The sequence below is a fragment of the Salinisphaera sp. RV14 genome, from assembly GCF_052044135.1.
In the GTDB taxonomy this organism is placed as follows: domain Bacteria; phylum Pseudomonadota; class Gammaproteobacteria; order Nevskiales; family Salinisphaeraceae; genus Salinisphaera.
Genome location: NZ_JBQDYF010000004.1, coordinates 116,239 through 142,064 on the forward strand (window position 1 = coordinate 116,239; position 25,826 = coordinate 142,064).

General features: G+C 64.3%; 22 protein-coding genes. 8 read left to right on the forward strand and 14 right to left on the reverse strand.

Annotation, left to right across the window (positions count from 1 at the left end):
• Positions 1-10 precede the first annotated feature (10 nt).
• From ACS8Y6_RS06290 to ACS8Y6_RS06310, 5 genes are all read left to right on the forward strand, one after another.
• Entirely contained in the window at positions 11-1,159 is a 1,149-nt protein-coding gene (locus ACS8Y6_RS06290) for an ABC transporter permease (RefSeq protein WP_440851037.1), read from the forward strand.
• A gap of 76 nt (positions 1,160-1,235) precedes the next feature.
• Complete coding sequence (locus ACS8Y6_RS06295; protein ID WP_440851056.1) at positions 1,236-2,204, forward strand: D-ribose ABC transporter substrate-binding protein; 969 nt, start codon at positions 1,236-1,238, stop codon at positions 2,202-2,204.
• A 75-nt stretch (positions 2,205-2,279) separates the two neighbouring features.
• On the forward strand, positions 2,280-4,013 hold the full coding sequence (locus ACS8Y6_RS06300) for a dihydroxyacetone kinase family protein (protein ID WP_440855200.1): 1,734 nt from the start codon (positions 2,280-2,282) through the stop codon (positions 4,011-4,013).
• On the forward strand, positions 4,010-4,492 hold the full coding sequence (locus tag ACS8Y6_RS06305) for a ribose-5-phosphate isomerase (RefSeq protein ID WP_440851035.1): 483 nt from the start codon (positions 4,010-4,012) through the stop codon (positions 4,490-4,492). The genes ACS8Y6_RS06300 and ACS8Y6_RS06305 overlap by 4 nt, the downstream gene beginning before the upstream one ends.
• Before the next feature lie 39 nt (positions 4,493-4,531).
• Positions 4,532-5,281, forward strand: a complete 750-nt coding sequence (locus ACS8Y6_RS06310; RefSeq protein WP_440855201.1) for a triose-phosphate isomerase family protein — start codon at positions 4,532-4,534, stop codon at positions 5,279-5,281.
• Positions 5,282-5,694: 413 nt separating this feature from the next.
• Here ACS8Y6_RS06310 and ACS8Y6_RS06315 read toward each other — a convergent pair whose 3' ends face one another.
• From ACS8Y6_RS06315 to ACS8Y6_RS06335, 5 genes are all read right to left on the reverse strand, one after another.
• Complete coding sequence (locus ACS8Y6_RS06315) at positions 5,695-6,600, reverse strand: ribokinase (protein ID WP_440855202.1); 906 nt, start codon at positions 6,598-6,600, stop codon at positions 5,695-5,697.
• A gap of 200 nt (positions 6,601-6,800) precedes the next feature.
• Entirely contained in the window at positions 6,801-7,544 is a 744-nt protein-coding gene (locus tag ACS8Y6_RS06320) for a DUF429 domain-containing protein (protein ID WP_440851032.1), read from the reverse strand.
• Positions 7,545-7,605: 61 nt separating this feature from the next.
• Positions 7,606-8,859 (reverse strand): diaminobutyrate--2-oxoglutarate transaminase, encoded by a 1,254-nt coding sequence (gene ectB / locus ACS8Y6_RS06325; RefSeq protein WP_440855253.1) that lies wholly within the window; start codon positions 8,857-8,859, stop codon positions 7,606-7,608.
• A 23-nt stretch (positions 8,860-8,882) separates the two neighbouring features.
• Positions 8,883-10,340, reverse strand: coding sequence for an NAD-dependent succinate-semialdehyde dehydrogenase (locus tag ACS8Y6_RS06330; RefSeq protein ID WP_440851031.1), 1,458 nt, complete (start codon positions 10,338-10,340; stop codon positions 8,883-8,885).
• A 262-nt stretch (positions 10,341-10,602) separates the two neighbouring features.
• Positions 10,603-11,397, reverse strand: a complete 795-nt coding sequence (locus ACS8Y6_RS06335; RefSeq protein ID WP_440851030.1) for a COG4705 family protein — start codon at positions 11,395-11,397, stop codon at positions 10,603-10,605.
• Positions 11,398-11,911: 514 nt separating this feature from the next.
• On the opposite strand from ACS8Y6_RS06335, the gene ACS8Y6_RS06340 reads away from it, so the two are divergent.
• Positions 11,912-12,928 (forward strand): alcohol dehydrogenase, encoded by a 1,017-nt coding sequence (locus ACS8Y6_RS06340; RefSeq protein WP_440851029.1) that lies wholly within the window; start codon positions 11,912-11,914, stop codon positions 12,926-12,928.
• Positions 12,929-13,113: 185 nt separating this feature from the next.
• On the opposite strand, the gene ACS8Y6_RS06345 is transcribed toward ACS8Y6_RS06340, so the two are convergent.
• The 5 genes from ACS8Y6_RS06345 to ddlA all read right to left on the reverse strand — a co-directional run bounded on the left by ACS8Y6_RS06345 (position 13,114) and on the right by ddlA (position 20,304).
• A complete protein-coding gene (locus ACS8Y6_RS06345; protein WP_440855203.1) occupies positions 13,114-16,167 on the reverse strand; it encodes an efflux RND transporter permease subunit in 3,054 nt (1,017 codons plus the stop codon).
• Positions 16,164-17,192, reverse strand: coding sequence for an efflux RND transporter periplasmic adaptor subunit (locus ACS8Y6_RS06350; protein WP_440851027.1), 1,029 nt, complete (start codon positions 17,190-17,192; stop codon positions 16,164-16,166). The genes ACS8Y6_RS06345 and ACS8Y6_RS06350 overlap by 4 nt, the downstream gene beginning before the upstream one ends.
• Before the next feature lie 3 nt (positions 17,193-17,195).
• Entirely contained in the window at positions 17,196-18,608 is a 1,413-nt protein-coding gene (locus ACS8Y6_RS06355; protein ID WP_440855204.1) for a TolC family protein, read from the reverse strand.
• Between the two features lie 123 nt (positions 18,609-18,731).
• Positions 18,732-19,148, reverse strand: a complete 417-nt coding sequence (locus ACS8Y6_RS06360) for a hypothetical protein (protein WP_440851025.1) — start codon at positions 19,146-19,148, stop codon at positions 18,732-18,734.
• Between the two features lie 64 nt (positions 19,149-19,212).
• Positions 19,213-20,304: a D-alanine--D-alanine ligase gene (gene ddlA / locus ACS8Y6_RS06365; RefSeq protein ID WP_440851024.1), complete on the reverse strand. Its 1,092-nt coding sequence runs from the start codon at positions 20,302-20,304 to the stop codon at positions 19,213-19,215.
• Positions 20,305-20,480: 176 nt separating this feature from the next.
• On the opposite strand from ddlA, the gene htpG reads away from it, so the two are divergent.
• Entirely contained in the window at positions 20,481-22,430 is a 1,950-nt protein-coding gene (htpG, locus tag ACS8Y6_RS06370; protein ID WP_440851023.1) for a molecular chaperone HtpG, read from the forward strand.
• A 647-nt stretch (positions 22,431-23,077) separates the two neighbouring features.
• Here htpG and ACS8Y6_RS06375 read toward each other — a convergent pair.
• Both ACS8Y6_RS06375 and ACS8Y6_RS06380 read right to left on the reverse strand, forming a co-directional pair.
• The gene (locus ACS8Y6_RS06375; RefSeq protein ID WP_440851022.1) at positions 23,078-23,377 is read right to left on the reverse strand and encodes a CcdB family protein; all 300 of its coding nucleotides are present in this window, start codon (positions 23,375-23,377) and stop codon (positions 23,078-23,080) included.
• The gene (locus ACS8Y6_RS06380) at positions 23,377-23,622 is read right to left on the reverse strand and encodes a type II toxin-antitoxin system CcdA family antitoxin (protein WP_440851021.1); all 246 of its coding nucleotides are present in this window, start codon (positions 23,620-23,622) and stop codon (positions 23,377-23,379) included. Before ACS8Y6_RS06380 ends, ACS8Y6_RS06375 begins: the two co-directional genes overlap by 1 nt.
• A 401-nt stretch (positions 23,623-24,023) precedes the next feature.
• Between ACS8Y6_RS06380 and ACS8Y6_RS06385 the strand changes: the two genes are divergently transcribed.
• A complete protein-coding gene (locus ACS8Y6_RS06385) occupies positions 24,024-24,623 on the forward strand; it encodes a hypothetical protein (RefSeq protein ID WP_440855205.1) in 600 nt (199 codons plus the stop codon).
• A gap of 56 nt (positions 24,624-24,679) precedes the next feature.
• Here ACS8Y6_RS06385 and coaD read toward each other — a convergent pair whose 3' ends face one another.
• Both coaD and rsmD read right to left on the reverse strand, forming a co-directional pair.
• Positions 24,680-25,183, reverse strand: coding sequence for a pantetheine-phosphate adenylyltransferase (coaD, locus tag ACS8Y6_RS06390; protein ID WP_440855206.1), 504 nt, complete (start codon positions 25,181-25,183; stop codon positions 24,680-24,682).
• Positions 25,180-25,815 (reverse strand): 16S rRNA (guanine(966)-N(2))-methyltransferase RsmD, encoded by a 636-nt coding sequence (gene rsmD, locus ACS8Y6_RS06395; RefSeq protein WP_440855207.1) that lies wholly within the window; start codon positions 25,813-25,815, stop codon positions 25,180-25,182. Before rsmD ends, coaD begins: the two co-directional genes overlap by 4 nt.
• Positions 25,816-25,826 lie beyond the last annotated feature (11 nt).

The following is a 25,826-nucleotide window of genomic DNA, read 5'->3' on the forward strand; positions in this document are numbered from 1 at the left end:
ATTCAGAATCATGAGCGATAAACGCGGTCAAACCATGACCAAGGACAAGGGCGGGCTGTTTGCGGGCGGCTTCGATCCTATCGGCTTGCTCCTTGAAGGACGTGCTTTTTTCGGTCTGATCGCGATCATCGCGGTCTTTTCCTATCTTTCGCCGAACTACTTCACCTTCAACAACCTGCTGACCATGACCTCCCATGTGGCCATCTTCGGCCTGCTGGGCATGGGCATGTTGCTGGTGATTCTCACCGGCGGCATCGACCTGTCGGTCGGCTCGACGCTGGGCCTGTGCGGCGTGATGGCCGGTTTTTTCATTCACGGCGTCGATATCGGCGGGGTCACGCTTTATCCCGCGATCTGGGTCGTGGTGGTCCTGGTGTGTGCGGTCGGTGCACTGGTCGGCCTGATCAACGGCATCCTGGTGGCCTATTTCAGGGTACCGTCATTCGTGGCCACGCTGGGATCGCTCTATGCGGTACGCGGGGTGGCGCTCCTGATGACCGGCGGCCTGACCTACAACAATCTCGGCGGCAAGGCGTCGCTGGGCAATACCGGCCTCGACTGGCTCGGTTTCAACACCATACTGCAGGTGCCGGTCGGCATATTGATCATGATCGCGGTGGCGATTGTACTCATCGTGGTGCTCAATCGAACGGCCTTCGGTCGCTGGCTGTATGCGACCGGCGGCAATGCGCGCGCTGCGCGCCTGTCGGGCGTGCCCACCAACCGCGTCACGGTGCTGGTGTTCGTCATGTCGGGCATCTGTGCGGCCATCGCCGGTCTCGTACTGACCTCGGAGCTGACCTCGGCCGGCCCGACCGCGGGCACCACCTATGAACTGACCGCCATCGCCACCGTGGTGATCGGCGGTGCCGCGCTGGCCGGTGGTGTCGGCAATATCCGCGGCACGCTCCTGGGCGCTTTCGTGATCGGCTTCCTGTCGGACGGCCTGGTCATCGTGGGCGTGTCCAATTACTGGCAGATGGTCTTTACCGGGGTGGTGATCGTGTTTGCGGTGCTCCTGAATTCGATCGAATACAAGGCCCGGCGCAAACCCCGCACCTCCGCATCCGCCGATGGCGGCACGCCGCCGGCGGCCGCAAGTCAACAAAATCCGGTTGATCCGGCCTCGTCGTTGGGGACGTCGACGGGCGAATCGTAGGCACAGAACGTCCCTGACAAAACCGCTGGTTGAACGGCGGAAATAATCACTACACAAGGAGATAAGCATGCAACGCATGAAAATCACAATCGTGGCGGCGAGTGTTCTATTCGCATTCGCCGCCTGCGCCGGAATATCCACGGCTTCGGCCGCAGACTCCGGCAACGGCAAGCTGATGACGATCATCGTCAACGATCCCTCGAATCCCTACTGGCAGACGGAAGGCCAGGTGGCGGCGAAGGAAGCCCGCAAGCTCGGCTACAAGGCGAATGTGGTGGCCCATCACGGCGACACCAATACCGAACGCAATGAGGTGGACACCGCGATCACCAACCACTCGGCGGCCATCATCCTCGATCCGGCCAACGCCAAGGGCTCGATCGGTTCCGTCAAGAAAGCGGTTCAAGCGCATATCCCGGTGTTCCTTGTGAATGCCGAGATCGACCAGAAGGGTCTGGCCAAGGCACAGCTGGTATCGAACAACGCACAGGGTGCTGCCCTGGGTGCCCAGCAATGGGTCAAGGCCGTCGGTACGCACGCCAAGTACGTCGAACTCAAGGGCGCGCCGTCGGACAACAACGCGGCGACGCGGTCCAATGGCTATCGCACCGTGCTCTCCCAGTATCCGGGCCTGAAGGAAGTGGCCTCGCAGGTTGCCAACTGGGACCGCACCCAGGGCCACGACAAGATGCAGGGCATGCTGCAGTCGCATCCCAACATCACCGGCCTGATCAGCGGTAACGACGAAATGGCACTGGGCGCGATCGCGGCGCTCAAGCAGGCCGGCAAGCTCAGCCAGGTCACGGTCGGCGGCTTCGATGGTTCGCCCGCGGCCATAGACGCCATCAAGAAGGGTGAAATGGCTTACACCGTGCTACAGCCGGTGGCCGTGTTTTCGAAAAAGGCGGTCGACGAAGCCAATCACTACATCAAGACCGGCAGCACTGGCGTGGATCACGAGAAGCAGTTGTTCGACTGCATCCTGATCACCAAGAAGAACATCGGCAACTATGTGGCGCCGTTTACCCTGAAGAGCATGCAGTAACAAGCCCCTCGGGGTAACGGCTGCAATGAACGCGCGGGCCGCAATGGCTCGCGCGTTTTCGATAAGGAGACACTGATGACTTATCTGGTGAATCAGCCCGCCGATTTCGTCGACGAAAGCATCGACGGTTTCGTGGCCGCCAACCGAGCCCTGGTGCGCCGCGTGCCGGGCGGCGTGGTGCGTGCCACGCGAACCCCGCCGGGGCAGGTTGCCGTGGTCATCGGCGGCGGCTCCGGTCACTATCCGGCATTCGCCGGGCTGGTGGGCCAGGGCCTGGCGCACGGCGCGGCCATGGGCAACGTCTTTGCCTCGCCGTCGGCGCAACAGATTTATGCCGTGGCCAAGGCCGCGGCCTCCGATTCGGGCGTGCTGCTGTCGTTCGGCAATTATGCCGGCGACGTGCTCAACTTCGGCATCGCCGAGGAACGCCTGAAGGCGGAAGGCATTGCCTGTCGTTGCTTTGCCGTCACCGACGATATCTGCAGCGGCCCCGCCGACAAGGCCAGCGAGCGTCGCGGCATTGCCGGCGACCTGACCGTGTTCCGCGCTGCCGCACTGGCTGCCGCCGAGGGCAAGTCGCTGGACGAGGTATACCAATTCGCAAGCCATGCCAACGATCGCACCCGGTCGTTCGGGGTGGCGTTTTCCGGGTGCACGCTGCCCGGTGCCAAACAGCCCCTGTTCACAGTGCCCGAAGGGCGCATGGGCGTGGGCATGGGCATCCACGGCGAGCAGGGCATCGAGGAAGTCGACATGCCGAGCGCGTCGGATCTGGCCGACATGCTGGTCGATCGCCTGCTCGACGAACGCCCGGACGGCGCGGCTTCGCCGCGTGTGGGCGTGATGCTCAATGGTCTGGGCTCGGTGAAGTACGAAGAACTGTTCGTGCTCTACAAGCGCGTGTCCGAGCGACTGGAAGCCGCGGGCCTGACGCTGGTACAGCCCGAGGTGGGCGAGCTGGTCACCAGTTTTGAGATGGCCGGTGTATCGCTGACCCTGTTCTGGCTCGACGAGGCGCTGGAAAAAGCCTGGACCGCGCCGGCCACCACGCCGGCGTATTGTCGCGGCGGTGTGGCGCTGGAAGGCGAGCCGCGCGACGACGCCGACCTGGCCGCCGCCCATGAAGAGGAAACCCCGCCCGCCAGCGCCGATTCCAGGTCCGATGCGGCCGGCATGCTGGCCGTGATCGAGGCCATCCAGGCCCGGATCGAGGCCGAGGCCGAGGGCCTGGGCCAGCTCGATGCCATCTCCGGTGATGGCGACCACGGCATTGGCATGGACACCGGTGCCCGGGCCGCGCTGGCCGCCGCGCGGCGCGCGGTTGAAAAAGGCTGCGGCGCCGGCACCGTCTTGATGCGGGCCGGCGATGCCTGGGCCAACGAGGCCGGTGGCACCTCCGGCGCGCTGTGGGGCCTCGGCCTGCGCAGTATGGGCGCGCGCATCGGCGATGACGACAGTGTGGCCGCGCCCGCGGTGGCCGCCGGCGTGGCCGACGCCACCGACGCGATCATGCGGCTCGGCGGCGCCGAGATGGGCGACAAGACCATGCTCGACTCGATGAAGCCGTTTGCCGACACCCTGGCCGATGAAGTGCAGTCGGGCACGCACCTGCGTGCAGCCTGGCGCCGTGCTGCCGAAGCCTCGCAGCACGCCGCCGAAGCGACCGCCGATCTGGCGCCGAAGAAGGGCCGGGCCAAAAACCATAGTGATAAAAGCGTGGGCCACCCCGATCCGGGGGCGATTTCGTTCGCGATGATCGTCGCCGCCGTCGCCGACACTCTCGAATCCCTGCATGAGGACGCAGCATGAGCGACAAACTCCGAATCATCATCGGCTCCGACGAGGCCGGCTATCGCTACAAGGAAGCGATCAAGGCCGATATGCAGGCCAGCGACACCGTGTCCTCGGTGGAGGACATGGGCGTCGACGAGGCGGCCAGGACGCCGTATCCCACCATCGCCATCGCCGCGGCGCAGAAGATCGCCGCGGGCGAGGCCGACCGGGCGCTGCTGATCTGCGGCACCGGCCTCGGTGTGGCCATTTCGGCCAACAAGGTGCCGGGCATTCGCGCGGTCACCGCGCACGACGGCTACTCGGTCGAGCGCGGCGTACTGTCCAACAACGCCCAGGTGCTGTGCTTCGGCGAGCGCGTGATCGGGCTGGAGCTGGCCCGCAAGCTGGCCCGTGAATGGCTGACCTATCGTTTCGACGAGAACTCCTCGTCGGCGAAGAAGGTGGCCGTGATCAAGCAATACGAGGAAACCGGCGACGCCAGCCCCGTCGAGTAGGCGACAATGAACGCCGGTTTGCACAACCATTGAACTGCAATGCATATCGGCGTCAGCTTCAAGATGTATCTCGACCGGCCGCGTACCCGTGAGTGGTGCGCGGCCGCCGCCGCGACCGCCAACCGGCATCCGGCGGTCCGGTCGGGCGCGGTCGAGCTGATCGTCTTTCCCACGTTGCCGGCCATGGAAGCCGCCATGGCGGCCTGTGCCGATGCCCCGGTGGCCTTCGGCGCCCAGGATCTGTTCTGGGCCGATCGCGGTGCCTACACCGGCGCGGTCAGTGGTGCCGATCTGGCCGATATGGGTTGCGTTTACGCCGAGATCGGGCATGCCGAGCGCCGGCGCATCTTCGGCGAGAGCGACGCCATCGTGGCGAAGAAGGTGGTCGCGGCCGTACGCAATGGCCTCACGCCGTGGCTGTGTATCGGTGAGTCCGAATCCGGACCGGTCGATGAGGCGATCGACTTCTGTAGCAACCAGCTGGCCGCCGCGCTGGCCGAGCTGGATCGGCCGACGTCGATGGTGATCGCCTACGAACCGGTCTGGGCGATCGGCCAGTCGGACGCTGCAAGTGCCAGCCATGTGGCCGAGGTCGCCCGTGGCATCAAGGCCGGCCTGGTCGAACGCGCCGGCCAGACCGACGTGCCGGTGGTCTATGGCGGCAGTGCGGCGCCGGGCACGCTGACCGAACTCGGCACCGCCGTCGACGGCCTGTTCCTCGGCCGCTTCGCCCACGATACAGCGGCCTTCGAGGCTATTCTCGACGAGGCTGCCGAGCTGGTCAGCTAAGTTCTTTTAAGACAGTTATCCGCAGATCGACGCAGATTTACGCAGATGTAAGAAGAGTCTTATTCGGTGCCTCGATTCGTATCCATTGGTGGTTGGATTTTTGTTAATCGTCATTTGATTATGTGCGACAAGAAGTTGCTTAAAAAGCCAGGACATTTTGTCCGCGGATGAACTCGAATGATCGCAAACAAGAAGTAAAATCAAGGCGCTTCTGTTTCAGATTCGCGAGCAATCGTGTCGTCAAGCCCTTACTGGACGCTATAAATAATCAAGACGAGGCTTGGATACAAACGCAATAGAGCACTGTCAGGCTGATTTGCCCGAGTCTCGCGCCCAATCACGATGAACAGGCTTGCCTTTCATCTGCGTGAATCTGCGTCGATCTGCGGACAAAATGTCTTTGTAGAGCGCTTTTAGTCGCCCATAGTAGCGCGCACGGCGGCGCGATCCGGCATGCCGGCCCGTGCACCGGCCGCGCCCACTGATAGCGAGGCCGCCACGCCGGCCATGCGGATTGCATCCTCGACCGACTGGCTTTCCAGCCGCGCGGCGGCGAACGCCCCGGCGAAGGTATCGCCGGCGCCGGTGGTATCGACCACCGTGCACGGCCGGCCGGGGACATGGCCACGGCTGCCATCGCGGCCGATCCAGAGTGCGCCGTCCGCGCCGAGGGTGGCGATTACGCCGATATTGTACTGCCGGGCAAGGCGCGCGGCCTGATCGACGGTCTGGTCGCGGCTCGCGCCTTCGCGCTCGCCAAGCAGAAAAGCCGCCTCCCCGGCGTTGACCATCAGCCAGTCCACGGCGGTCATCTCGAAAGCCTTGAGCGGAGCGGCGGGCGCGGCATTTAGGATCACCTCGGCGCCGGCTGCCCGACCGGCGCTCAGCGCCGCATTAACGAACGCGGTCGGCGTTTCGAGTTGCACAAGGAGCACGTTCGCGCCGCCCATGGCGCCGGCCATGTCGCGCGAGCCGTCGAGCTCGCCATTCGCGCCGGGCACCACCACGATCCGGTTCTCGCCGGCTTCGTCGACGGTGATCAGGGCTATACCGCTGCTGCCGGGAAAGCGCTGCACGCCGTCGGCATCGATGCCCTCGGCGGCCAGATCGGCCACGATCCGGTCGCCGAAATCGTCATCGCCGGCCGCGCCGAGAAAACGCACCGGCGCACCCAGCCGCGCGGCGGCCACCGCTTGATTCGCGCCCTTGCCGCCCTGGTGCATGGCATAGCCGGAGGCGAGCAGCGTCTCGCCCGGCTCGGGATGATGCGCGACCCGGGCGACCAGATCGATGTTGGCACTGCCGGCGACCACGATCATGAGCGGCCTCCGGCGGCTGGGCACGACAAGCGGATCGCGGAGCGGCGGATTTCGAATGCTGTCATGAAATTCAGTTGGCGAGGTTGAGCGGACCTATTCGACCATACTTGCGAGCGTATCGGCAGTCATCGCGTGATGATCGCCGCCGTCGGCGCCGGTAAGTGCGCTGCACTCGGTTTCGTCGCAAGCGGCAATCGTCCCTAATAGCAAATCCGCATCGGCAGGCCGTGTTCGTCCGTGGGCGGATGTTCGGGCACGCTCCGGTGGATGCCGGCGGCGATGCGTTCGGCCGAGAACAGCGCGGCATAGGCGTCGGCGATGTCGTCATCGGCGGCGTGGCCGACACGATGTTTCTGTCTGAAGTGTTCGAAGTGCGCACGGCCGTAGCGTGTGAACACGCGTTGCAGACGATCGTGGGCGCCGAGGCCGGATTTCTTCGGGTATGGCATGGGCCGCAACGGGCCGCCCGTATCGGCATTCCAGCAGGCAAAGGCGAGTTCGGGATGCACTTCGTGGACGCTCGTGCGCAACGCCGGCTGATCGGCAAGCAACGCGTCCACTTCGCGAATCTTGCCGAACAGGTTGAACGCCTGGGCCGATACGCCGCCCGCGTCGTTGTCGATGTTGATACGGCTGGCCCTGGCATGGGCGTCGCGCAAAGCCAGCCCGACGGTCGTTGCGTAGATCGCGCCCCGGGTGGCGGTCGGAAACACGCTGTTGCCGCGAGCAGCGCCGAGAAGACGGCGGGCTTCGAGGTCGCATGCTCGCTTGCCGGCGGCGGCCAGGCCGATCGGCATGTCGACGGCCACGATATCGCGCTCGGCGACGACGCCCAGCGTTTGCAGCAGATCGGATAGCCGCGGCCGGAGAAACACGCCGCCCGGGGTGGCGGCGACCCATCCGGCAGGGCAGCCGTCGATGCCGATACAGTTCGGACCCGTCATCGCGTCAGTTTAGCGGATGCGATGACGGGCCCGACGGCGTACGGCCGTGCGCCTGTGGCCCTCAGGCCGCCAGGGCCGCCCCGATGGCATCGTCGATGATGGCCAGGCCTTCGTCGATATCCTCGGCCGTGCTGATCAGCGGCGGCATGACCTTGATCACGCGATCGCCAGGCCCGGTGGTTTCCATGATCAGGCCGCGCTTGAAGCACTCGCCGATGACGGCATTGCCATGGTCCGGCACCGCGCAGTCCAGGCCAATGAAGAAACCGCGGCCGCGGACTTCACCGTCGAAACCGTCGTGCTTGTCGATGATTTCCTGCAGCCGAGCACGGATGCGTTCGCCCTGCTCGGTGACGTGCCGGGTGAGTTGGTCGTCGCGCCAGAACTTGTCGAGCGCGGCCGCGCCGGTGACGAATGCATGGTTGTTGCCGCGGAAGGTGCCGGTGTGTTCGCCCGCGTCCCAGACATCGATTTCCGGGCGCATGAGTACCAGCGACATCGGCGAGCCCATGCCCGAAATCGATTTCGCGAGGGTGACGATATCGGGCTGGATCTCGGCCGGCTCGAACGAGAAGAACGGCCCGGTGCGGCCGTAGCCGGCCTGGATGTCGTCGACGATGAACAACAGGTCGTGCTCGCGGCAGACGTGGGCCACTTCGCGCAGCCAGTCGAAGCCGGCCGCATAGATGCCGCCTTCGCCCTGCACGGTTTCCACGATGACCGCCGCCGGCTTGTCGACGCCGGAGAACGAATCCGACAGCAGGGCGTCCAGATCGGCGATCGTGTCGCGACCGTCGCGATAATAACCGTCGAAGGCCGCGGTGGTGGTATCCGACAGGCCGACGCCGGCGCTGTTGCGGATGGCGGCGTTGCTGGTGACCGAGGTCGAGCCCAGTGTCATGCCGTGGAAGCTGTGGGTGAAATGGATCATTCCGGAGCGGCCGGTGTATTTACGCGCCAGCTTGAGCGCGGCTTCCACCGCGTTGGTCCCGGTCGGGCCGGGGAATTGCAGTTTGTAGTCCAGCTTGCGCGGCTTGAGGATGATCTCTTCGAAAGTCTCCATGAACCGGGTCTTGGCCGCGGTGGCCATGTCCAGGCCGTGGTTGATGCCGCCGGACTTGATGTAGTCGAGCAGGGCGGCTTCCATGTCGGGGTCGTTGTGGCCGTAGTTCAGTGCGCCGGCGCCGGAGAAGAAATCCAGATATTCGCGGCCGTCGACGTCGGTCATGCGGTTGCCGCGGGCGGTCTTGAACTCGGTCGGAAACGAGCGCACGTAGCCGCGGACTTCCGATTCCAGGCGATTGATGATGTCCATGCTCATGGCGATCGTTGCCTCTTTCAGACTTTGGGCAGGTTGCCCAGGCAGTAGTATTTCGTCTCCAGGTACTCACTGAGACCGACATGGCCGCCTTCGCGGCCGAGGCCGGATTGCTTGACGCCGCCGAACGGCACGTGCGGCCCGGTGATGTCCATGGTGTTGACGCCGACCATGCCGTATTCCAGCCCGCGCAGGTACTTGCGGATGCGGGCGTCGCTGGGCGTGAACACGTACGAGGCCAGGCCATAGATGGTGTCGTTGGCCGCGGCCAGGGCCTCGTCGTCGGTATCGAACGGCGCGATCGGTGCAACGGGAGCGAACTGCTCCTCGGCGGCCACGCGCATGGCCGAGGTGAAATCGGCGACCACGGTGGGCATGAAGAAATTCTCGCCGGGGGCATCGGACTGATCGCGCCCGATGATGCGGGCGCCGCGCTCGCGGGCGTCGTCGACCAGCGATTGGGCTTTTTCGACGGCATCGGCGTGGATCAGCGGGCCGATCTCGGTGTTCTCGTCGAGACCGTGGCCTACGGGCATGGCGTTCATCTTTTCGACGAAGCGATCGACGAAGTCGTCATACATCGAGCGATGCACAAAGATGCGGTTGGCGGCCACGCAATCCTGGCCCGTGGTCTGGAACTTGGCGGCGATGGCGCCCTCGACGGCGGTTTCCAGATCCGCGTCCTCGCAGACGATGAAGGGCGCGTTGCCGCCGAGCTCCATGGCGTTCTTCTTGACCGTGGCGGCGCTTTGCTCGATCAGCTTGCGGCCGACCTCGGTCGAACCGGTGAACGACAGTGCGCGCACGCGATCATCCGCGCAGACGCGCTCGCCGAACTGCTTGCCCGAGCCGGGCACGACATTGAATTCGCCGTTCGTGAGCCCGGCCTTTTCGGCCAGATCGGCGAGCGCCAGGGCGCAGAATGCGGTCTCGGTGGCGGGGTTGACCAGCGTGGTGCAGCCCGCGGCGAGCGCGGCGCCGACCTTGCGCGTGATCATCGCCAGCGGGAAGTTCCACGGCGTGATGACGGCCGCCACGCCGACCGGCTCCTCGACCGTGCCGATCGCCTTGGTCGGGTCCTCGGCGGGGATGGTCTTGCCGCGGATGCGGCGCGCTTCCTCGGCGAACCAGCGAAAGAAACTGGCGGCATAATCGACTTCGCCGCGGGCCTCGCTGATCGGCTTGCCCTGTTCGACGGTCATCAACCGCGCCAGCGCCTCTCGGTTGTCCTGCATGCCCTGGTACCAGGCATGAAGACGATCGGCGCGGGTCAGCGGGGCGGTATGCCGCCACGCCTCGAAGGCGCTCGCCGCGGCATCGATCGCCGAGTCCATCTGGCGTTCGTCCAGCGCCGGCACGTGGCCGAGCAGTTCGCCGTTGGCCGGGTCGCGTACGGGACGCTTCTCGTCGGGCCCGGCCTGACGCCATTCACCACCGATGTAGGCGGCTTCGTGCATGAGTGCCTGATAGTCGGACATGAAATCGCGCTCGTGATCTGAGGATCCAGACCTCGCACGCTACCAATTTGCACGATGCCACTACATCAGTAGTCGTGCGGAGCCTGCTTGCGCGTTGCCCGGCCGGTATCCGGCCGGGCTGTCCGTTCGAGTGCTCGGCGATGGCTCGCGGAGCCGGTCCTGATCGCCGGTTTGTGCCCCGCGCGGTCAGGGTTGACAGGCCCGCGCCGATCCTTTGGCCCGTCGTGTCCCGGGGCCGGTGTCAGCCGACCCCGGGCGGGTTTCAGGCGCGCTCTGGCGCTTGTCCGGCCGAATCGATCCGGTCGTGTCCGGTCACCGAAAGATAGGTCACCAGTGCGCATATCATGGCCAGGAAGACGGCGCTCGTCAGGGTCGTACCCAGCCCCAGTCCACCGTTTGCCAGCGGCTGCGACAGGCCGTCGCCGCAGGCGGCGCCGAACGGCCGGGTGAGGATGTAGGCGACCCAGAAGCAGACGATGCCATTGGCGGCGGCGCCGTAGTAGGCCAGGGCGGACACCCCGATCAGGCCACCGAAGAGCAGGCCGGTGCCGGCGAAACCCAGGCCCAGCCCCTCGGCGATCCAGTCGCCCACGGCCGTGCCCAGGGCAAACGTCATGAGGATGGCCGTCCAATAGAAGCTTTCCCGGCGCCGGGTATTGATGCAGTGTATGGACAATGTCCGCTCGCAGGCATACCACAGCGCAAAGGTCGCGGCGAGCGCGAGCGCGAACAGCAGCGAGGAGGCATACAGCGGCACCCCCAGGCGGTCGGTCAGATTGTCGGTGACCAGGGTGCCGAACACGCTGATCACGACCACGGTCGACCAGTAGCGGGCCGGAACATAGCGCCGACTGCGCATCTGCAGCGCCAGCAGTCCTGCCAGCACCAGGCCGGTAACCACCGATGTGCCGGACAGCCCGAGGTGCAGCCGGACGTTGACGAAATCCGCGGCCGTTTCGCCTACGGTGGTCGACATCATCTTGATCAGCCAGAAGATCAGGGTGACCTGCGGTACCTTGTTCCAGTAAGTCGTGGATTTCTGCGCGGCGTAAGTCATGGTGTGGCTCACTTGAGGTTGGGGTTCAATCGTTGCGTTCGCTGTTTTCGGCGGTGTCGCTCGTCTGCGGCCCGGCTATTGCCATGCCGCCCGGCACGCGGACCGGACACACCACGCATTGCCATGGAGAGGAGCGCCGCTGTATCGCGTGGCCCCGATTGTGGCGGGCGAGACTTAGCTCGAGCTTAGGGGACCGGTTCGCGGCGGATCGTGTTATTAACCCGGCACAGAAATAGATGATTTTTCGGGTTGATAGCGCGCGCATGCGACCGCATGCTCGCCGCGGCCATTGGCCGTGAAGCCTTAGAAGATAAAAGACGGACAGGCGCCGGCTTTTATTTTTGCAGGCGTTGAAGACAGCTGATGAAGTCAGCTGTCTTGGTGCCGGATTAATAGCGCCCGGCGTGTGGGCCGGCACCATCTCGGACCATGATCCGGCGTCCGGTAATGCGGCAACCGGCGCCGGGGAGGTGTTAGATTCGGGGTCTGTTTTTCGTTGACCCGGCCAATTCCCATGTCCCAAATGCAAGTTGCCCAGATCAGCCGCGCGGGCGGCGCGTTCGAACTGGTGACCCGTTCGGTCGCCGAACCCGGCCCGTCGCAGGTGCGCATCAAGATTGCCGCCTGTGGCATCTGCCACTCGGATGCCTTCGTCGTCGATGGCGGATTTCCCGGGCTGCAATACCCGCGCGTGCCCGGCCATGAAGTCATCGGCACCATCGATGCGCTGGGCGAGGATATCGACCATTGGCAGGCCGGCCAGCGCGTGGGTGTGGGCTGGCACGGCGGCCATTGTTTCGCCTGCGATTCCTGTCGGTCCGGCGATTTCGTGACCTGCAAGAACCAGCAGGTCTGCGGCATTTCCTACGACGGCGGCTATGCCGAATACATGATCGCGCCGGTGGAGGCGCTGGTCGCCATTCCCGAGGCCTTGTCATCTGTAGAGGCGGCGCCATTGTTGTGCGCCGGCGTGACCACCTACAACGGCATGCGCCACACCGGCGCGAAGCCGGGCGACGTGGTGGCCATCCAGGGCATCGGCGGGCTCGGCCACCTGGCGCTGCAGTACGCCCACGCCATGGGCTTTCATACCGTGGCGCTGTCGCGCGGCACCGACAAGAAGGATATGGCGCTGGCGCTCGGCGCCGACACCTATGTCGACACCGAAGCCGAGGACGCGGTCGAGGCGCTGCAGAATCTCGGCGGCGCCCGTGTGATCGTGGCCACCGCGCCCAACCCGAAACTGATGAGTTCGGTGATCGACGGCCTGGGCGTCGACGGTCAGCTGCTGGTGCTCGGCGCCTCCCCCGAGCCGATCGAAGTCTCGCCGTTCCAGTTGTTGATGGCGCGCCGCAGCGTGGCCGGCCACCCGAGTGGCACCCCGCACGACTCCGAAGACACGCTGAACTTCTCGGCCCTGCGCGACATCAAGACGCGCATCGAGACCTATCCCTTGTCCGACGTGAATGCGGCCTACCAGCGCATGATCAACAACGAGGCGCGTTTTCGGGTCGTACTGACGATGGAATGACGCGGGCCGTCGCGGGCCGGGTGACCTGACCGCGCCCGACGAGCCGATGCCCCGCGGCCGCGATGCGGACGCAACGGCCCGTCTTCTGCGCCGAGCGGGAGACGGGCCGTTGCGATTTCGCCGCGACACCGCCACAACGGTGCGGCATGGCGGCGCCCCAGGTCACGCCCCGGCGGGTGCAGGCGTCATCGCGCGCGGGGTCTCATCAGTTTGTAGATCACGGGCATCAAGACCAGCACCAGCGGCATCTGGACCAGCAACCCGGTGATGATGGCAATTGCCAACGGTTGCAGCATGGCCGAGCCGCGGCCAATGCCGAGCGCCAGGGGCAGGAGCGCGAGCGCAAACGCCAGTGCGCTCATCACGATGGGCCGTATCCGGTTGCGCCCGGCGCGAATCAGATTTTGCGCCAGCGGCTGTTTAGAGCCACCCACGACCTCGATCAGCCGCAGTTCGGAGAAATAGAAGATCGCGATCTCGGTGACGATGCCGATGATCATCGTCATGCCCATCATGGCGGTGATATTGAGCTGCACGCCCGTCATCCACAGCCCGATGAACACCGCGCTGGCCGCGAGCAATGGCTGTACGAGAATGGCCAGCGCTGCCCGGAACCGTTCGTAGAGAAACAGCAGCAGGAAAAACACCAGCGCGACCGCGGCAATGAACACGCGGATCAGGCCGGCGAATGATTGCTGCTGCTGCTTGTACAGACCGCTGAGCTGGTAATAATCGTTTTTGGGAATCAGCCCCGGTTTCTGCAGGACTTGCTTGACGCTGGCCGCCGCCGCGCCCAGCGAGCGGCCGCTGATGCGGGCGGTCACCATGACATCCGACTGCAGGTTATATCGCGTCAACTCGGGCTGGCCGGATACGATCTTGACATCCGCCACCCGCGACAGCGGCACCAGATGCCCATCGGGCGCCTGTAGCCGCATATTGCGCACGGCATCGATATTGTTGCGCAATTTTTTCGGTACCCAGACGCGTACGCCGATGAATTTCACACCCTTGCGCACTTGCGTGGTGACCACGCCCCCCAGATAGGCCTGTAACTGCTGCGTGATGGCCTGCGGCGACAGGCCCTGAATCGCCGCCTTGACGCGCTTGACGTGAATATCAAGGCTGTCGCCGGCGATCACCACGCCGTTCTTCACACTGACGATACCGTTCACGCCGCTGATCGCATGGGCGACCTTTTTGGCCACCTGCCGCAGGTCCTGGACGTTGTCGCCGAACAGGCGGATGGCAATGGGCTGTGGCACCGAGGTCAGATCGCCGATTTCATCCTCGATGAGCTGCGAGACATCGATGTCCAGGCTGGGCACCTTGTTCTGAACCTGCTGACGGATATGGTTCATGACCGCCGATGTCGACGGGCGCGGCAACGGTTTCAAACGCACGAAGAAGTCGCCGGTGTCGGGCGCGGTGATGCCGCCGCCCAGCTGGTAGCCCGTGCGCCGCGACCAGTTGCTGACATAGGGGTTGTTTTTCAGGATCCCGGCCACCTGTTTCAGCAACCGATTGGTTTCCTGTAACGAGGTACCCGGTGGCGAACGATAGTCGAGGACAAAGCCGCCCTGGTCCATTTGCGGGATAAAGCCCGACCCCACGCTGCCGAACGCCAGATAGGCCACGGTCAGCAATGGCACGAGACCCACCAGTAGCCAGGCCGGGCGCCGCAGCACCCGGACCATCAGCCTGGTGTAGCCACGATTGACGTAGCGGGTAATGCGGCCGACTTTCTCGCGTTCGGTATCCTTGGGCCCCAGCATGAAGTTGGCCAGTAGCGGGACCACCAGCCAGGCCACGAGAAACGAGATGAACAGTGCGCTCGCCATGGTCAGCGACAGCGCCTTGAAAAAGGCCCCCGTGACTCCGCTGAGAAAGGTCAGCGGCAGGAAGATGATGATGGTCGAGGCCGACGAGCCCACTTGCGGGGGCGTGAACTCGCGTGCGGCCGCCAGCACTCGGTCGATGCCGTGTTCGCCGGTGTCCTGGACCCGGCGCACGATCTGCTCGACCATCACGATGATATCGTCGATGATGAGGCCGACGGCCGCCGCCATGCCGCCGAGCGTCATCATGTTCAGCGTCATGCCAAAGACATAGAGCAACAGCATGCTCACCGCCAGGACGGCGGGGACCGCGACGACCGCGACCAGCGTGATCTTCAAGCTGCGCAGGAACACCAGCAATACCAGCGCGGCCAGCCCGACGCCGATGAAAATGGCGCTCACCACGCTCGACTTGGACAGCTGCACCAGAACCGATTGGTTATACCACTGATTCAGCTGCACGCCCTTGGGCATCTGTGGCTTGAATTCAGCCAGCCGGCTTTTCAGGTTGTTGGATAGATTGATGACGCTGGCGGACGGCTGCTGATAGACGTTGAGCAGCACCGCCTGCTGGCCGTTGGCCGTGACCCGTGTGTACTTGGGCGCGGTGGCCAGCTTGACCTTGGCCACGTCCTCGAGCTGGACCTGTCCGTTGTCGCCGCTTTTGAGAATGGTGTGGCGAATCTCCTGGAGGCTTTTAAAGCGCGTGTCGGAGACTTCCAGATACAGCTTGTAATGATCCTGGATTCGGCCGACGGCGGTCAGCACATTGGAGGCCGAGACCGCCTTGGTCACGGCGGCCATCGACAATCCCACGGCCTTGAGCCGTGCGGGGTTGACGCTCACCCGGTATTCGGCTCTGTCCCCGCCCTGCACCGTGACCTTGGCGACCCCTGTCACGCTGGACAGGTAGGGCACGAGCTTGTACCTGGCCAGGTCGCGCAGTTGCACCTGGCTGAGTTTCTTGGAGGTCAGGCTGTAGGCCACCACCGGCCCGTAGTTCGCCGGGTAGCGCCGCTGGGCGGTATAGGTTGTGCCCTGTGGCAGGCTGGACATCATCTGGCCGATGACCGAATCCACCTGGAGCACGGCATTCTTCATGTCGTGGCCCCAGTCGAAATTGATCTCGATATCGGTCGAGCCGCGGCTGGTCGTCGAGCGAACCGAGCGTACGCCGGGTACCGAGCGCACGGCCTGCTCAACCGGCCGCGTGACCTGCAGCATCATTTCGTGTGCCGGGCGCACGCCAGCGTTCAGGGATACGCGTACCCGCGGGAACGAGACCTGGGGGAACAGGCCGACGGCGAGCTTGCCGTAGCTAAAGGCCCCGCCCAGGGCGAGCAGTACCAGCAAGAACAGAATCGAGCGGGTGTGATTCTGTACCCAGCTCGCGAAACTCATGAGCCCTGACGGACCGCCATGCCGTCCGATAGCTCGTAGTTACCCTGAACCACTATGGGCATGCCGACCTTCAATTGGGTGTTCGTGGGCTTGATCGCGACCAGCCCATCCTGCTCGAGCCCCTTGTGGACATTGATCCGCTGCGCCTTGCCATGGCGCACGACGAACACATAATCGCCCTGCTTGTCGTGCAATACCGCCGAGCGCGGCACGGCAAGCGGATGATGCGTGGATAACTTGAGCCGGCCCTTGACCCGCATCCCGGGCAGAAACGGTTGCGCCTGTGCGCCGCGCAACGGCGCGATGGCGTTGACCAGGCGCGTGTTGGGGTCGACCACGGCATTGACCACGCTGATCTGGCTGGCGACGCCCTTGCCATTGCCGAACAGGGGAATCACCTGGACCGACATCCCCGGTTTGATTTGCTTGATTTCGTCCGGCTCGATACCCAGGGCCACCCGCAGCCGATCGCGGCGCGCGAGCTGGAACAACAGGGTGCCGGACTTGACCTGATTGCCCGGGTTGATGGGCAGCTTGCTGACGATGCCGCTGAAGGGCGCGGTCACGACACGCGTCTGCTGCCCCGTGCCCAGCGCTTTCTGTGCGGCGAAAGCGGCCTTCGCCTGGGCCAGTTTCTGCCCGGCGGAATCGACGTTGGCGTGGGTCGCCAGATGTTGCTTGAGCAGTTTTTTCTGGCGGGCCAGGGCCTGGCGCGCAAAGCGGACATTGGCTTTGGCCGTCAGGTAATTCGAGCGCGCCGAGGGGGCCGTGCGCAGCGTCAGCAGCGGATCGCCTTTTTTAACCGGTTGGCCGAGGTTGACATCGAGCTTGCGTACGAACGCGGTATAGGTGGCATCGCGCGTGGTCTGCGCTTCGGGGTCGGGCCGCACCACGCCGAACGCGGTGATGGTGTGGTCCATGGCATGGGTCTTGAGCGGGGTTGTCTGCACTTTGACGCTGGGCTGCGTGGCGGCGAACAGCGCCGTCGACACGCACAAAAGCGCAATTCCGATCGTTAGTCGCATCGTTTAACTTTTTCCGGCAGCTTGATTGGCGGCGGGCGTGTCCAGCGGCATGCCGAGCAGCGTTTCCAGGTTGGCCTGGGCCTGCTGCAGGGAACTCTTGAGCCGGATTGCCTCGATCTGCTTCGACAGCAGGCTCGTGCGTAGATTGATATAGGTCCCCGCGCTCATGTTGCCCTCGGCGAAGCTGCGTTGGGCAGCGGTGGTGGTTTGCTTGAGCAGCGGCAGATGGGCTTGCAACTGATGCAGTTGCCGGCTGCGAATCCGCACCTCGCGCCATAGCTTGTGGGCCTGGTTGGCGGCCTGATCCAGGCGCGCCTGGTAGCTCTGGCGCAGTGACGCGCGTGTTGCGCGGGCGATCGCGATCTGGCCCTGGTTGTGGTTGAACAACGGCAGGGTGAGGTTGATGCCCGCGCCCACGGTCTTGACCTGGCTGGTATCGCTACCGTTGGTCGGCCCGATCGACAGTGCCGGAAACTGCTTGAGAATCGCCTTGCGCACCTTGGCTTCCTGGCTGTGATAGCCGGCGCGCAGCGCGAGCAGATCCGGCCGGCGCTTGGGCAGCTTCGCCAAGGCGGACTGGAACTCGGCCTTGGATAACGGCTGGATATCGATGGCGCCGGTCAACCGCGGCTCGACGCCCGGCTTCACGCCGAGCAGGGCATCCAGCGCGTGCCAGGTCTGGTTGCGCTGGCGCTGGAGCTGGCGCAACTGGCTGTTGGCGTTGACCAGGGTGACCAGGTCGGCGGACGTGGTCGACAGCGTGGCATTGCCCTGTTTCAGGGCCTTGCGGTCGCGTTGATAGTGCTGCTTGTTGAGCCGGTGCTGGGTTTTCAGCAGATCGGCGAGCCGCGCCTGCGCGCGTGCCTGGATGAACAGCTGGCGTGCTTTCTGCGCGACCTGCCATTCCTGCCAGAGGATATTCAGGTTGACCTTGGCCCGATTCGAGCGCGCGGCATCGCGCGACGCGTGCCAGGTGACCAGGCTGGTCAGGTCCGCCATCAGCCCGAGGCTGTAGCCGTTGTAAAGCGGCGGCGGCCCGCCCGTCGGATGGATGAAGTTCGCGCTCAACTGCGGATTGGGCAGCAGCCCGGCCTGTAACAGCTGTGCCTGCGCCACCCCGGCTTGCGCCCGCTTGGCCTTGAGATCGGGATTGTCGAGCACCGCCAGCAGGACCACGTCGGTCATGTCCAGGCCCTTGGCCGGGTTGACCGCATGCGGCTGCAGTCCGGGGACCGCGAGTTGCCGGGCCGGGACCTGCAGCGCGGGCGGCGTGTCCGCCAGATCCGGGCTATCGGGTAATGGCTTGGCGTGATAGGTCGCGCAGGCCGACACCAGCATCACCGGCACGATCGCCAGGGCAAGGCGGATTGGACGAGCCCCGGGGCGGCCCGGGCCGTTGACGCAAGGCTGGATCATCAGAGCAAGGCGCGCCGTTACCGGCACGGGAACCACGTGTTGGAACGCGAGTCTAAACAGTTGGCTGTAATAGCCATGTTAACCCTGGCCGGCGCGGGCTGGGCGCCGAATCAGGCCGCATGCTCAGAACAGCGACTGTTGCGGGTTCGCACGCGTTGTGCCGAAGCGCCGCAGCTGTTCGACAGATTGGCCGAGATAGCTCGCGATGCTCGATAACGCGGTGATATCGGCGAACGACTGGTCCGCGATCAGCTGTCGGGCGGTGTTGCGGTCGTCTTCGGAAGCCGCCTGCAGCAGATCGGCCAGCATGATCTCGTCCACCGGGGCGAAGGTTTCCGGGTATTTCCAGGCCATCAGTTCGGCCGGCCGGTCGAGCTGGGCGGCGAAGGCCAGTTCGTGCACGAGCGCGGCCGCGGCGGCCAGGTCGGCGCCGTGACCGGCCACATGCTGGCGCCGGGCGAATTCATGGCAGGCCTCGGCATCGACCGACGCCATGCCGGCCAGCAGCGTGTTCATCGGCGTGTCGTCGGTATAGGCCATGGGCGCATCGGCTGGTGAATGGATCGCGCATCATCCGGAGCTGATGCGCACGGTGCAAGCCTCGCTACATCGAGGTGGCGAGCGCCCGGTCGGCGGCGTGCTGTTCCCGCGCCAGATCGACCAGCCGCGCCACCAGATCGGGATAGTCCATGCCGGATTCGGCCCACAGCTTGGGATACATCGAAATTCGGGTAAAACCCGGCAATGTATTGATTTCGTTGATCACGACATGGTCGTCGGGGGTGACGAAGACATCCACCCGCGCCAGTCCGCGGCAGTCCAGCGCGCGGTAGGCGGCCAGGGCCACGCGGCGCACGGCCTCGATGCTGTCGGCATCGAGCGCGGCCGGGATCACGACCTGTGCGGTGTCGTTCACGTACTTGGTGTCGTAGGCATAGAAACCGCCGTCGGCGACCACCACCTCGCCGACCGTGCTCGCCTGGGGGTCGCTGTTGCCGAGTACGGCGCATTCGATCTCGCGCCCGGTCACCGCCGCTTCGATCAGCACCTTGTGATCGAAGCGCAGCGCGAGATCGATCGCTGCGGCCAGCTCCTCGGCCGTGGCCGCCCGGCTCACGCCGACCGACGAGCCCAGATTGGCTGGTTTCACGAACAGCGGGCTGCCCAGACGCGCGGTCAGCGCGGCATGATCCAGCGGCCGGTCCGCCGCGGTCACGACCTCGAACGGCGCGATCGCCAGCCCGGCGTCGCGCAGCAGCCGCTTGGTGACGTCCTTGTCCATGGCCGCGGCCGAGCCGAGCACGCCGGCGCCGACGCAGGCGATGTTGGCGGCCCGCAGCAGGCCCTGCAGGGTGCCGTCCTCGCCGGTCGGCCCGTGCACGATGGGAAAGGCCACATCGATTTCCAGTGCGACCTTGCCGGTGTCGGCGCTCACGATCTGGCCGGATTCGCGGCCCGGCACGATGGCGAGTGCCGCGGTGTCGGCCTTGAGCGCGATACGCTTCGGATCGTCCGGGTGATACACGAAATCGGCCGGGTCGGCGGCATGCCAGACGCCGGCCTTGTCGATGCCGATGACGAACACCTCGAAGCGCTCGCGATCGAGTGCCGCGACGATATTACGCGCCGATTGCAGCGACACCTCGTGCTCGGCCGAGGCGCCCCCGCAGATCACGGCTACTCGCGTTCGGCCCATGGGCCTCTCCCTTCCATCCGTCATTGGCGTGCGAGCCGCCAAGGATGCCATGAAAGCCCCATTCGCCACAGCGGGCGCGGGCCGCGCTTGAAAACCCGCCTCGCGGGCCGCATTCAAGGCATGCAGGCGGCGCTGCCGCACCCATTTGGCATCAACCACTACTGATTGAACACGCCATGAGCGACGACAACACGAACACGCAGGGGGCCGCGCAGGCCGGGACCCACGCCGAGAAGCACGGCTTTCAGGCCGAGGTGAAGCAGCTGCTCAAGCTGATGATCCATTCGATGTATTCGAACAAGGAGGTCTTCGCCCGCGAACTGATCTCCAATGCCTCGGATGCGCTGGATACGCTGCGCTTCGAGGGCTTGAAGGACGATTCGCTGTTCGAGGGCGATTCCGACCTGCAGATCTGGATCGAACAGGACAAGGACGCCCGCACGGTTTCGATCTCGGACAACGGCATCGGCATGACGCGCGACCAGGTCATGGAGCGCATCGGCACCATTGCCAAATCCGGCACCCGCGCTTTCCTCGATTCGCTCTCCGGCGACGAGAAGAAAGACGCCAAGCTCATCGGCCAGTTCGGCGTGGGTTTCTACTCGGCCTTCATCGTGGCCGATCAGGTCGTGGTCGACACCCGTCGCGGCGGCGAGTCCACCGGCGTGCGCTGGATTTCCGATGGCGGCGGCGAGTACACGCTGGAAGAGATCGAAAAGTCCCAGCGCGGCACCACCGTCACGCTGCATCTGCGCGAGGACGAGGAGGAATTCCTCGAGCCGTACCGCATGCGCCATCTGGTCAAGACCTATTCCGACCATATCGCCTTCCCGATCCGGATGCGCGAGCAGCTCTCGGAAGAAGACGAAAAGGAAGGCAAGGAAGCCGGCTGGGAACAGGTCAACCGCGGTGCGCCGTTGTGGGCCGAGCCCAAGGCGAACCTGTCCGACGAGGATTACGTCGAGTTCTACAAGCACACCAGCAACGACTTCGAAGAGCCGCTGACCTGGACCCACAACAAGGTCGAGGGCAGCCAGGAATACACCAACCTGCTGTTCATCCCGAAGCGCGCCCCGTTCGATCTGTTCGACCCGAACGGCAAGGCGCACGGCGTGAAGCTCTACGTGCAGCGCGTGTTCATCATGGACGACGCCGACAAGCTCATGCCGCGCTACCTGCGCTTCGTGAAGGGCGTGATCGATTCCAACGATCTGCCGCTGAACGTCTCGCGCGAGATCCTGCAGTCCAACCGGCTGCTGGACAAGATTCGCGCCGGTTCGGTGAAGAAGGTGCTGGGCCTGATCGAGTCCATGGCCAAGGACGAAGACGATCCGGAAAAGTTCAAGACCTTCTCCAACGAGTTCGGCACGGTGTTCAAGGAAGGCATCGTCGAGGACTACGAGAATCAGGCCCGGATTGCCAAGCTCCTGCGCTTCAAGACCACGACCGACGAGTCGGGCGATCCGGGCGTGTCGCTGGATGAATACATCGCGCGCATGCAGCCCGGCCAGGAGAAGATCTACTACATCACCGCGGATACGCTGGCCGAGGCCAAGCACAGCCCGCATCTCGAGATCTTCAAGAAGAAGGGCATCGAGGTGCTGCTGCTGACCGACCGCGTCGACGAGTGGGTGATGGCCCACCTGACCGAATACGAGGGCAAGGAGTTCTCGTCGGTCGCCAAGGGCGCGCTGGATCTCGGCGAAGCCGAATCCGAGGAAGAAAAAGAGCAGCAGAAGAAGCTCGAAGAAGAGTCCAGGGATCTGGTCGAGCGCATCAAGGAAGCGCTGGGTGATCGGGTCAACGAAGTCCGCGTCACCCATCGGCTGACCGATTCACCGGCCTGTCTGGTGGCCGACGAGCACGGCATGTCGGCGCATCTCGAGCGCATTCTCAAGGAAGCCGGCCAGAGCATGCCCAGCTCGGCACCGCATCTGGAGATCAACCCGACCCATCCGCTGGTCGAGAAGCTGGCCGAGGAGCAGGGCGAGGACGAATTCAACTCCTTCTCCCAGATGCTGTTCGAGCAGGCCGTGCTGGCCGAGGGCGGCGAGCTGGACGATCCGGCCTCCTTCGTGCGCCGGATGAACCAGATGCTGCTGGCCGTGTCGAAGGGTGCGGCATAACGTCGATGTCATGGGCCGGCACCGGCCCATGACTGCCCGACGCCGGGTGCCACCGGGATGAAAACCAAGAATAAAGTCTGTCGATATGTGGGCCTGTTGCCGTTTCGTGCGAGTCCGCGCCAAGCGCTGTTTTGCGGCAAGACGAGGCGTAGTGCGCGCCGTACAGTCACTCTGCACAAGCGTGCTACAACGCTGGGTTGCCGTCGTGTCGTTAATCTTTGGGCGCTTGTCCCGAAGGGTTGGGCCGCCCATAAAAATCAACTAGCGGCGCTCGGCGGCGTTGCAAGTCTTGATCGTGGCACGCCACGATCGGCGACTCGCGCCTTGCCGAACACGATTTGCGGTCTCCAACGCGACGCTCGCACGAAACGGCAACAGGCCCGCAGCTGCTGAGACCTTGTTTTTTTTAAGATATCAGAAATAGCACCATTCCAGACAAAGTCTGTCCAGATTTATCTATAGTAGGATAAGTTGGTTGCGAGCCTTCGTGTCGGTACAGCTATACGCGTTAAGAGCTGCAACCTTTCCGGTGCCGTGCCATATCCGCGATCGCTACACACCGTCGCGCCACATGATTACCGGCGGCGCGACCTATCCTTTTTCGTTGGGCGACTGCGTTATACCGCTGAAAAGCATGGCGCGTTGCATCAAAAACCCAGGAACAGCATGTCCAGCGCCGCTGAGATATCATGCTGCTGTTCAGCAAGGCTGCCAATGCCGACACGCAACTCGTTTTCTGGCACGGCCGCCATGAACTGAGTTGCCATGAGCACCTCCTGGCCCTCAACCTTAAATATGGGGTTCAGTCGTTCGGCAGGAAATGGCGCCGCAGGCCTGGGCAACAGGGGCACAACAATGCGGGTGTTCAAGCTACTGAGAAGATCCGACTGTACATCCAGCAAATAGCCAGAACCGCCTGGGTTCTGGAAGATGTCGAAAAGGGCCATCAGAACTGACGGTGCCGGATTAGAGGTAAGCCATTGGCTTCGACATAAGCGTTGGAGCTTGCCAGTGCACCGGTATTTTCTTTCAGCCACTGCTGTTGCTTATGTCGCTTCACCGCTTCCGAGATCCCGGCCTCTGCGGATCGTGAAACGTTGATTCCCAAGGCTTTCGCTTCCTTCAGGAGTGCACTGTCAAGCGATAGATTCGTAGGCCTTCGGGTGGATTTGGCAGTTTCAGCAGCTCGCACGGCATCGGACCTCTCGCGGGGGATGCTTACACTATATGCGCATATAAATTGCGCATCAATATGCAGTAACGGCAACAGCCCCTGGGCGAACTGCAGGGTCCGTACACAAAAATTTTCGCAACGGACCGGCATGAATTTGTCGACATTTTCGCCCCCTTTTAAAGTCATATCGTTGGAGACGACATTGCGACAGTCTTCTTGATTTCGTGCAAAGTTCAGCCAAAGTCTTGACAGTGCGATTGCTCGCGAACCTGAAGCGACAGCGCCTTGATCTTCCTTCTTATTTGCGCTCATTCGCGTGCATTTGCGGACAAAATGCGCTTGCTTAGTCAGCCAACTGAGTGTCGTACATAATCAAGACGGTCTTTATTGTTGGTTTTCAGGAACAGGGAGAACCCAAGATGAATCCGGATCGACTGAAACGGACCGCCCCCTGGGCGCTGGCCTTGATGATTGCGATCGCGACGCCGCCCGCGTTCGCCGCGTCGCACCAGGAGAGCGTGGACATCGGCGGCACGACGCTCCAGCTTGGTGTCGACAAGACCCGGGCCATGGGCGAGGCGCGCTCGCAGTTCAACGTCTCGCCGGCCAGCCAGAACGGGCATTACTTCCTGTATCCCAAGGCGGTGCCACTGGGCAAGAATGGCCAAGCGCAACAGCCCAAGGCGGTGGGCTCGATCACTTTCGCGCACGGGCGGCTGGTGCGTGTAACGCGCAACCTCGGCTCGTTTCGGAGTGCCGATGGCCAGGCTGCGGTCCAGCACATGATCCAGGCCTTCTCCGACGCGCCCAACCAGGGCCGGCATCCGGCGGTGCATACCGATTCCAGCATGTCGGGCGATGCCAGTACGACGCGGGTCTACTTCAGCTATCCGGATCGCGTGATCCAGGTGCTCGTGTTCCAGCCGGCCGATACCTCCGAACTGGCGACGGTGGACATCACCGAGCAGTACGCTCTGTCGGGCAACCCGCCGCCGGATGACCAGGCGATGTCGCCGTAGCGCTATCGTTCAGCGTAGCGACGGCCGTCGACCCCGGCGCGGGGTGGGCGGTTTTTTCATGTCGGCCCGCCGTTGGTCTTGGCGTGCAGGCGATCGGCCACGACACCCGGCACCAGTCCGGTGATACGCCCGTCAAGGAAGGCGATCTCGCGCACCAGCGTCGACGAGATGTGGGCGTATTCGGGCGAGGGCGCGAGCAGCACGGTATCGATTTCGGGCGCCAGATGCCGGTTCATCACCGCCATCTGTTTCTCGTATTCGTAGTCGCCCACGCCACGGACCCCGCGCACCAGTACATCGACGCCGTGCTTGCGGGCGAAATCGACGATCAGGCCGCTGGCCGACAACACGGTCACGTTGTCCACGTCGGCCAGAACCAGCTGCGCGAGTTCGACCCGTTCGGCGTGGTCGAAGATCGATTTCTTGGATGAATTGCTCGCCACCGCCACGATCAGTTCGCTGAACATGCCGGCGGCGCGCCGGATCACGTCGGCATGGCCGTTGGTGATGGGATCGAATGTGCCGGTATAGGCGGCACGCACATGTTTGGCCTGGCTCATGGCGAGCCATGTTCGCCCGCCGGGCGAAGGCGCGCAAGACAATAGCCCACGCCGGCCGAACGCGACTGGCGCAGGATCTCGTAGTCCGCCGCCAGCCGTTCGCCGATGACCGCCTCGTCGCGGGCCGGATATTCGACATAAACCCGCGTGCGGTGGTCGATCAGGCCGGACAGGCCGGCCAGTGCCGCGGCGTGCAGTTCGGCCTCGAACGGTGGATCGATGAACACGACATCCGCGCGCTCGCCGGCCAGACGATCGGCGGCGTGCGTACCATCGGCGACGAGCACGCGCCCGCGATCGGTTGCGCCCAGCATTTCCAGTGCGGCCTCGATCGCCGTGGCGGCCTGTCGGTCGTTGTCGACGAACACCGCGCGCGCGGCGCCGCGCGACAGGGCCTCGATGCCGAGCGCGCCGGTGCCGGCGAACAGATCAATGCAGCGCGCCCCGGCGAGCATCGGCGCCAGCCAGTTGAACAGGGTCTCGCGGACCCGGTTTGGCGTGGGGCGCAGGCCGGGCCGGTCCGCGACCGGCAGCACACGGCTGCGCCAGGCGCCGCCGATCACGCGAAGGTGGGCATCGCGTTCCGCGCGGGCCGGGCGGTCGCGCCGCCGGTGGGGGCGTCTGCCGCTCATGGGCGTTCTGC

Coding starts and splice junctions, on each gene's coding strand:
- ACS8Y6_RS06290 (WP_440851037.1), top strand. CDS start 11: ATGAGCGATAAACGCGGTCAAACCATGACCAAGGACAAGGGCGGGCTG.
- ACS8Y6_RS06295 (WP_440851056.1), top strand. CDS start 1,236: ATGAAAATCACAATCGTGGCGGCGAGTGTTCTATTCGCATTCGCCGCC.
- ACS8Y6_RS06300 (WP_440855200.1), top strand. CDS start 2,280: ATGACTTATCTGGTGAATCAGCCCGCCGATTTCGTCGACGAAAGCATC.
- ACS8Y6_RS06305 (WP_440851035.1), top strand. CDS start 4,010: ATGAGCGACAAACTCCGAATCATCATCGGCTCCGACGAGGCCGGCTAT.
- ACS8Y6_RS06310 (WP_440855201.1), top strand. CDS start 4,532: ATGCATATCGGCGTCAGCTTCAAGATGTATCTCGACCGGCCGCGTACC.
- ACS8Y6_RS06315 (WP_440855202.1), bottom strand. CDS start 6,600: ATGATCGTGGTCGCCGGCAGTGCCAACATCGATCTGGTCGCCCGGGTC.
- ACS8Y6_RS06320 (WP_440851032.1), bottom strand. CDS start 7,544: ATGACGGGTCCGAACTGTATCGGCATCGACGGCTGCCCTGCCGGATGG.
- ectB (WP_440855253.1), bottom strand. CDS start 8,859: ATGGACATCATCAATCGCCTGGAATCGGAAGTCCGCGGCTACGTGCGC.
- ACS8Y6_RS06330 (WP_440851031.1), bottom strand. CDS start 10,340: ATGTCCGACTATCAGGCACTCATGCACGAAGCCGCCTACATCGGTGGT.
- ACS8Y6_RS06335 (WP_440851030.1), bottom strand. CDS start 11,397: ATGACTTACGCCGCGCAGAAATCCACGACTTACTGGAACAAGGTACCG.
- ACS8Y6_RS06340 (WP_440851029.1), top strand. CDS start 11,912: ATGTCCCAAATGCAAGTTGCCCAGATCAGCCGCGCGGGCGGCGCGTTC.
- ACS8Y6_RS06345 (WP_440855203.1), bottom strand. CDS start 16,167: ATGAGTTTCGCGAGCTGGGTACAGAATCACACCCGCTCGATTCTGTTC.
- ACS8Y6_RS06350 (WP_440851027.1), bottom strand. CDS start 17,192: ATGCGACTAACGATCGGAATTGCGCTTTTGTGCGTGTCGACGGCGCTG.
- ACS8Y6_RS06355 (WP_440855204.1), bottom strand. CDS start 18,608: ATGATCCAGCCTTGCGTCAACGGCCCGGGCCGCCCCGGGGCTCGTCCA.
- ACS8Y6_RS06360 (WP_440851025.1), bottom strand. CDS start 19,148: ATGGCCTATACCGACGACACGCCGATGAACACGCTGCTGGCCGGCATG.
- ddlA (WP_440851024.1), bottom strand. CDS start 20,304: ATGGGCCGAACGCGAGTAGCCGTGATCTGCGGGGGCGCCTCGGCCGAG.
- htpG (WP_440851023.1), top strand. CDS start 20,481: ATGAGCGACGACAACACGAACACGCAGGGGGCCGCGCAGGCCGGGACC.
- ACS8Y6_RS06375 (WP_440851022.1), bottom strand. CDS start 23,377: ATGGCCCTTTTCGACATCTTCCAGAACCCAGGCGGTTCTGGCTATTTG.
- ACS8Y6_RS06385 (WP_440855205.1), top strand. CDS start 24,024: ATGAATCCGGATCGACTGAAACGGACCGCCCCCTGGGCGCTGGCCTTG.
- coaD (WP_440855206.1), bottom strand. CDS start 25,183: ATGAGCCAGGCCAAACATGTGCGTGCCGCCTATACCGGCACATTCGAT.
- rsmD (WP_440855207.1), bottom strand. CDS start 25,815: ATGAGCGGCAGACGCCCCCACCGGCGGCGCGACCGCCCGGCCCGCGCG.